Source organism: Vibrio sp. TRT 1302, assembly GCF_050113875.1.
Lineage (GTDB): Bacteria > Pseudomonadota > Gammaproteobacteria > Enterobacterales > Vibrionaceae > Vibrio.
This window is the reverse complement of sequence record NZ_JBNJOF010000003.1, coordinates 433,552-440,040: the sequence shown is the minus strand read 5'-3', so window position 1 is coordinate 440,040 and position 6,489 is coordinate 433,552. Positions and strand designations below refer to the sequence as shown.

Genomic DNA, 6,489 nt, shown 5'->3' with positions numbered 1-6,489 from the left:
ATAACGACCATTTCACTCAGATTAAAAACAGCCACAACCTCACCGTTGAGGGCGAAAGCCGTACTCTAGTCAAACAAAACACCACCTCGATTGTGGAGGGGAGCTTCCACCAAAAAGTCGGAGACCGCGTTGCTTTTGAACTAGGTAATGAGATTCATATCAAGGTTGGCAATAAAGTGGTGATAGACGCTGGCTCTGAAACAACTCTCAAAGCCGGCGGCAGCTTTGTAAAACTAGACGCGTCTGGCGTTAGCCTAGCTGGGCCAAAAATCAATCTAAATTCGGGCGGTAGCCCAAGCAGTGGCAGTGGTTATGGTGGAGAGATAAGCAAGCTGCCAAATGGTTTAGAAACTCAAACGCCCCCAAAACCGATAACGTTACCAGCACAAGCCTCTGTGAACGCTAACACCTCATTGCTCAAACCCTGTGAGCAAGGAAAGATAAAATGAATCAGTTGAATATTGCCCAGTGGTTATATGAGCAAGACGAGCTAAACAGAGCAGTCTACGCAATTGTCGATCCCCACTCCCCCCAGCAACCTCACGTCGCTTTCTACCAGTGCGGTGGCGAAGATGGTGGGCCACTAATGAGCTTAGATACGCTGACCAATCCAGAAGATGGCCCTTGGTTACTGCCTGTTAACGCACAGTTTATAGAATGGTGGCAGCAAGATGACCATGCACAAAGCGGTATTATGGTAAGTACCGACTCAGTTCAAAAAGAGCTTCGCGCCCATTTTGCGAGCCTATTTCAATCAATCTTACTCGGTGAACGCGTCTTTTTTTCTTTCTATAACCCCGGTTATATTGGTGAAATGCTACCGCGTTTGCTGGTAGAAGAAGTCAGTCAGTTACTCAGGAATCACCGCGTATTAATCCGCTACAATCAGCAATGGCAAAGCTGGCAATCAGACACCATCACCCAGCAAACTTTGGCTAAAGATCAAAATACGCCTTGGTGGATAATTAAAGAGCATCACATTGATAACACACCTAATGTACCATTGCTGAGTCGTAATGTAGAAAGCTGGCTATGGCAGAATCAGCCTCAACTGATGGAAACAAGAATTGACCACAACATGCCGAACTTTGATACTGCCTTCCAAGCACATTTTACGGCAATGGAATTAGGACCAGATAGTCAAAAGCAGACCCTACAAGAGAAAACACTAACGGCAAGTTTTATCACTACGCATCAACAGACCTTATCGAATCCGTTTTCAATTCAAGAAACCATCACTGGGTTACGAGATGACGAACTGCTATTCGGCCTAAAAACCCTGTATCACCAATTGCAAGGAGAAGCGTAATGGCAATGGAAATGTACAATCACTGCGTATTGTGTAACCCCACAGTCAATTGGTTAGAAGTTGAATTTCGTAGCGAAAACGATGAGCCGATAAATGACTTAAAGGTGACCATTACCAATCCCAGCACGCTAGAAACTCATCAACAGACCAGTCGCCAAGGGAACTGTATGTTTGCCAATCTGGCCGCTGGTGAGTGGGTGATCAGCGTCGAAACAGAAAACCTGTTAGCCACGGTAGAACAATATAAGAGTCGCAAGGAACAGACCCCGTCGCCAGTTGAATCAAGAGCAGAGTCTGAGCTGGGTGCGGCTCATCAAAATCGTAAAAAATACGCCTTCGTGAGCGTGGGTGATTTGTGGTCAACCCCACCTCAAGATACGTTCTTGACTGAGCACCATAGCGCACTCAAAGCCAATGCACGTGAAGATATTAAAGGGGTTCGTGCCTCACACAACACCACCCATGTGCTAGAGATCAAAGCCCTACGCAGCTATATGCCAATGATTGTTGATACCGATAGGTTCAACTTGGTGAATAGTTACACTTTTGCTTTGTTGTCACAATTGGCTTATGCCAACAGCGACTATGGCGACCCAAGAAATGAAAAGGTGCCACAAGGTGGACATGATGAAATTTTAAAATCATTTCAAGCTAAGCTACGTCCGACTTATTCAGCAGACCGTGAAGTTAATTGGTTACTCGACGAAATACCCTACTCTCAAGCATTGAAAGGGACATTTTACCACGATGATACCATCGGCGCTGAAGGGTATATCTTGAGTAACGATACTATCGCGATCATTGGTGTCAGAGGAACAGAAACGTACTTCTATAATAAGGATGCGGTTTTAATGGCAGACGTAAGCTCTAGACTGCCGATATTAAAAGTGACTGAAGTAGCCGATGGGGTGATCGCAGCTATTGGTTCCCCTGGTTATCAAGATGTACTCACTGATATTGATGCATCTCAGATTTCACCTCCAGAGTTTGCAGGTGTTTATGTCCATCAAGGGTTTTATCAATATGCCATAGGCCTGTTGAGCGATATAGATAAAGATCTAGAACATCACAAAAATAAGAAAATTTACGTTTGTGGTCATAGTCTCGGTGGAGCAGGGGCATTGCTGCTGAGCAGCCTTATTCAAGATACCTACTCACCATCCACATTGCGTCTCTACACTTACGGTATGCCACGCACGGGGACACATAGCTTTGTTCGCCAATATAGCTCAATTGTTCACTATCGACATGTGAATAACCATGACGTTGTCCCTCAAGTCCCGATGCGTTGGATGAACACCAACCCTGACAACAAATGCGATTCATCGCTGTTATGGAAATATCTGTCGCCAACCTTACTCTACCTGTGGGACTCTCTTAAAGAACGCACCACCGATTGTGATGAGGATAACTATCAGCACCATGGCAACCTAATTCAATTGCTCACTTATAGCCAAGCAAAGCATCAGCCTGATGATGTTAAGCAAGTTATGCTAACGGAAAAGCAGACACACGTAACCAGCTTGACACTGGCATCCAACAAAACCGAAGACTCTTATCGGTTAGCCAAAACATTAAGCAATGACCATATCGACATCAATGGCTATGTTAATACCATCACGAACTCCGGATTGGATCATCGGCTTGGTGAATACATACCTAACCTTAAGCAACAGCTCACGTTGATGCTAAACAATACCGCGGTTGAGAACTATCAATCGGCTCATCAAATAATCCACCAGACAGAAGCAAAGTTACTGGAAACTTACCGTGCACTCAAACAGGATGAAATCAACGCCTTAGCCATGCACGCAATTTCAAGAAAGGACCCGGCAGCCTATGCACAGCGCGAGCATGAACGCACACAAACCTTATTTTCGGTCAGACAAGAGCTGAAGTTGACCGAGAAAATTACACTTAACGTGCAGAGAATCAGAAAAGAACTCGATGCCTTAGTCAAAACTCCAGAAATACTGCCTAATAAAGAGTTACTATTTGGTGACCAAACGATAGAGATAGAAACAGTGAAGGAGCAATTACAATGAGCAACAAACAGCGAATATTATCGATTGTGCTTATTGCCATCACTGCAATAACAGTGCTCCAATATTTGACTCCAACGGAGAAAATATGGGGCGAGGGCGAAGAGCCTTATATGGTGATTGCAGGCAAAAAACCATCGGATGCCAAGATCAGTGTTCGCGTAAACTACTTTGGCCGCGGAGAAAGCTGCTCCGGATGGTCATGGAATGCAGGCAGTGGAAAAGTAAATACAGGAATTTACAACGAGAGTTTTAAGTTTGAACACAACTTCTCATCAGATGATAATTTCTATGAACTGAGGATCCCTTACCAGCCAAGACAACCAGAGAGAGGCTGCATCACTTACCTATCTAATATGGAAGTGGAATTAACGAATGCCTTCGATACGGTAGGCTTTGCAAACTTACGTATCAAAAAAGCTGGCAAGGATTACTACAACAAACCCATAGCATTAACGTCTAAAATAGAGGCTAAAGATTGCAACAGTGAAGTGTATAAAAGTTTAAGAAAAGTTTGGGCTGGAGCAACCGGATGTGACTTTTATTTCAATCAAAAAAGGATATCAAAAGAATCAGAATTTAACGCAGAAAGCGTCTACTTTGATTTCTCTCAGTTTAATAGTGATACGGTAATTCACTACGATATTTTAGCCGGCGAAAAATATCGTAGTGCCCCGTTAGACCCTCAAACAGGTAAGTAACTGGGCATGAGCAACAAACGGCGAATATTATCGATTGTGCTTATTGCCATCACTGCTATAACAGTGGTCCCATATTTTTTGACTCCAACGGAGAAAATATGGGGCGCGGGCGAAGAGCCTTATATGGTGATTGCGGGCAAAAAACCATCGGATGCCAAGATCAGTATTCGCGTAAACTACTTTGGCCGCGGAGAAAGTTGCTCCGGATGGTCATGGAATGAAGGCAGTGGAAAAGTAAATACAGGAATTTACAACGAGAGTTTTAAGTTTGAACACAACTTCTCATCAGATGATAATTTCTATGAACTGAGGATCCCTTACCAGCCAAGACAACCAGAGAGAGGCTGCATCACTTACCTATCTAATATGGAAGTGGAATTAACGAATGCCTTCGATACGGTAGGCTTTGCAAACTTACGTATCAAAAAAGCGGGCAAGGATTACTACAACAAACCCTTAGCATTAACGTCTAAAATAGAGGCTAAAGATTGTAACAGCCGTTTATACCAATGGTCTAAGGATGTTTGGAAAGGTATTACCGGATGCTACTACTTTGTCAATAAAAAGAAAATATCTGAAACGTCAGAAACAAATGCAGAAAGTGTCTACTTTGATTTCTCTCAGTTTAATAGCGATACCGTGATTCACTACGATATTTTAGCCGGTGAAGAATATCGTAGTACCCCGTTAGACCCTCAAACAGGTAAGTAACTGGGTATGAGCAATAAACTGCGAATATTGTCGATGGTGGTTCACAGACAGCTCCATCACCAAGTGTAAGAGACCTTTAGCCGATTTAACTCGCGAGGACAAACCATGCTCGCCCATCCCTACGGCAATAAAATTATGCTGATCGTGGTAAGGGAAAGGTTAGAGGGATTCTTGCAACGCATGATTAAATGCCAGCTTCGATACATTGAAGTGCTTGGCATTTTATTGACTAAAAATCGCTGCTGAACAAGGCTACGCTGAAGCGGCTGGAGTCTTTTATTTGGTCTATTCACAAGGTGAAAAGGACAGTAATGGCAACATAATCATTCAGCGTGATGTAAAAAATCCAAAGGGTTTGGTCCGTATGACAAAGCCTACCGACTAAACCTCATACTTGGATTTATCACCAATGTCATAGTGCCTTGGCATACGCCATTTATAGAGACTCGTGATAAGGAAAAGAAGCGCTGATATTGCAGATAGCGCTTTTGCTGCAACACCGATATCGAACACTAAGCAGAACCACAGAGCGACCAATATAAGAGGCTGCAAACGCAACCCTGGCACTTTGAAGCAATAGTGCTCTTTAAAACACAGTCCACCCAAGGTAATAAACGCTCCTCCTATACCTAAATACGGGTACCCCAACACAAAACACAGTAAGCCGATCCAAGTAGCAAATTGCAGCAGTAACCGAAACGATTTCATGTAGATGTGCAGAGAGGAAGCACACATGGCAGCACAAAGCATCACGAAATTTTCAACCGGAAAGTGACTCAGCCAAGGTAGTAACGCAATCACGGGGCAAGCTAAGGTAAAACCTAAACGGTAGATGATCACTGTCATGTGGTCATAGATATCCATCGGAGATTGAATATGTGGGTCAGCCATTCTAATTCCTTATCTAAGCGGAACTCAGTTCTCTTCCGTGTTGTAAAAAAGATAACGCTTCAGACCTGTCACTATCCTAAAGACGATTAGCGGCCACCAGCGAGTTCAATAAAGGTACCTGTAACATAAGAGGCTTCCTCCGATAGCAACCAAGCAATCGCTTGTGCTACTTCCTGAGGCGTCCCACCACGCTTAAGAGGCAGGCTTGAAGCGAGACGGTCAACACGATCTGGCTCTCCACCATCTGCGTGCATTTCCGTGTAAATGCAGCCTGGCCTAACACCATTTACACGAATCCCTTCCTCTGCTAACTCAAGTGACAATCCTTTGGTTAATGAATCCATTGCACCTTTGGAGGCCGCATAATCAATATACTCAAATGGAGCGCCCAAACGTGAGGCAGCCGATGAAACGTTCACAATCGCCTTTTTATTCCCCGCTTGATTGATAAACGCCTTACAGCAAAGGAAGCAACTGATTACGTTGGTTTGCATAACCTTTTGAAAACGCTCTAATTCGATATCGCAAAGTTTAGACTGCGTAAACAAAATACCGGCATTGTTTACTAGGTGAGTCACCAATCCATAACGTTGACGGGTTGCCTCAAACATCGCGGATACTTGCTCTGAACTGGAAACATCGGCCTGATAAGAAAACGCTTCTCCCCCAGCCAGAAGGATTTGGTCGACGACCTGTTTAGCCCGCAAATCATTACTCAGATAATTGACGCATACCGCATAGCCTTGGCTTGCCAACAATATTGCCGTTTCAGCGCCTATTCCCCGTCCTGCTCCTGTAACGATGACTACCTTATCCATTGTCTCTCCAATTGTTC

At 44.1% G+C, this 6,489-nt stretch carries 6 protein-coding genes and 1 pseudogene; 5 read left to right on the top strand and 2 right to left on the bottom strand.

Translation table 11 applies throughout. From position 1 onward, the window contains the following. The 5 genes and pseudogenes from ACQEXP_RS07110 to ACQEXP_RS07090 form a co-directional block, all read left to right on the top strand. Nucleotides 1-449, top strand: a pseudogene (locus tag ACQEXP_RS07110) (hypothetical protein); the annotation flags it as partial. Then, nucleotides 446-1,309 carry a DUF4123 domain-containing protein gene (locus tag ACQEXP_RS07105; RefSeq protein WP_426969044.1) on the top strand — a complete coding sequence of 288 codons (864 nt, stop codon included), beginning with the start codon at nucleotides 446-448 and terminating at the stop codon, nucleotides 1,307-1,309. The pseudogene ACQEXP_RS07110 and the gene ACQEXP_RS07105, both read left to right, overlap by 4 nt. After that, entirely contained in the window at nucleotides 1,309-3,354 is a 2,046-nt protein-coding gene (locus ACQEXP_RS07100; protein WP_426969042.1) for a lipase family protein, read from the top strand. The genes ACQEXP_RS07105 and ACQEXP_RS07100 overlap by 1 nt, the downstream gene beginning before the upstream one ends. Continuing rightward, the gene (locus tag ACQEXP_RS07095; protein ID WP_426969040.1) at nucleotides 3,351-4,052 is read left to right on the top strand and encodes a hypothetical protein; all 702 of its coding nucleotides are present in this window, start codon (nucleotides 3,351-3,353) and stop codon (nucleotides 4,050-4,052) included. Before ACQEXP_RS07100 ends, ACQEXP_RS07095 begins: the two co-directional genes overlap by 4 nt. A gap of 6 nt (nucleotides 4,053-4,058) precedes the next feature. After that, nucleotides 4,059-4,763 carry a hypothetical protein gene (locus tag ACQEXP_RS07090; protein WP_426969038.1) on the top strand — a complete coding sequence of 235 codons (705 nt, stop codon included), beginning with the start codon at nucleotides 4,059-4,061 and terminating at the stop codon, nucleotides 4,761-4,763. 381 nt (nucleotides 4,764-5,144) lie between these two features. Here ACQEXP_RS07090 and ACQEXP_RS07085 read toward each other — a convergent pair whose 3' ends face one another. Further along, entirely contained in the window at nucleotides 5,145-5,654 is a 510-nt protein-coding gene (locus ACQEXP_RS07085) for a DUF2301 domain-containing membrane protein (protein ID WP_426969036.1), read from the bottom strand. A gap of 86 nt (nucleotides 5,655-5,740) precedes the next feature. Continuing rightward, nucleotides 5,741-6,472 (bottom strand): SDR family oxidoreductase, encoded by a 732-nt coding sequence (locus tag ACQEXP_RS07080; protein ID WP_426969034.1) that lies wholly within the window; start codon nucleotides 6,470-6,472, stop codon nucleotides 5,741-5,743. Nucleotides 6,473-6,489: the final 17 nt, after the last annotated feature.

Bases quoted from the DNA above. Each gene is read 5' to 3' on its own strand.
- ACQEXP_RS07105 (WP_426969044.1), top strand. From the start codon at position 446: ATGAATCAGTTGAATATTGCCCAGTGGTTATATGAGCAAGACGAGCTA.
- ACQEXP_RS07100 (WP_426969042.1), top strand. From the start codon at position 1,309: ATGGCAATGGAAATGTACAATCACTGCGTATTGTGTAACCCCACAGTC.
- ACQEXP_RS07095 (WP_426969040.1), top strand. From the start codon at position 3,351: ATGAGCAACAAACAGCGAATATTATCGATTGTGCTTATTGCCATCACT.
- ACQEXP_RS07090 (WP_426969038.1), top strand. From the start codon at position 4,059: ATGAGCAACAAACGGCGAATATTATCGATTGTGCTTATTGCCATCACT.
- ACQEXP_RS07085 (WP_426969036.1), bottom strand. From the start codon at position 5,654: ATGGCTGACCCACATATTCAATCTCCGATGGATATCTATGACCACATG.
- ACQEXP_RS07080 (WP_426969034.1), bottom strand. From the start codon at position 6,472: ATGGATAAGGTAGTCATCGTTACAGGAGCAGGACGGGGAATAGGCGCT.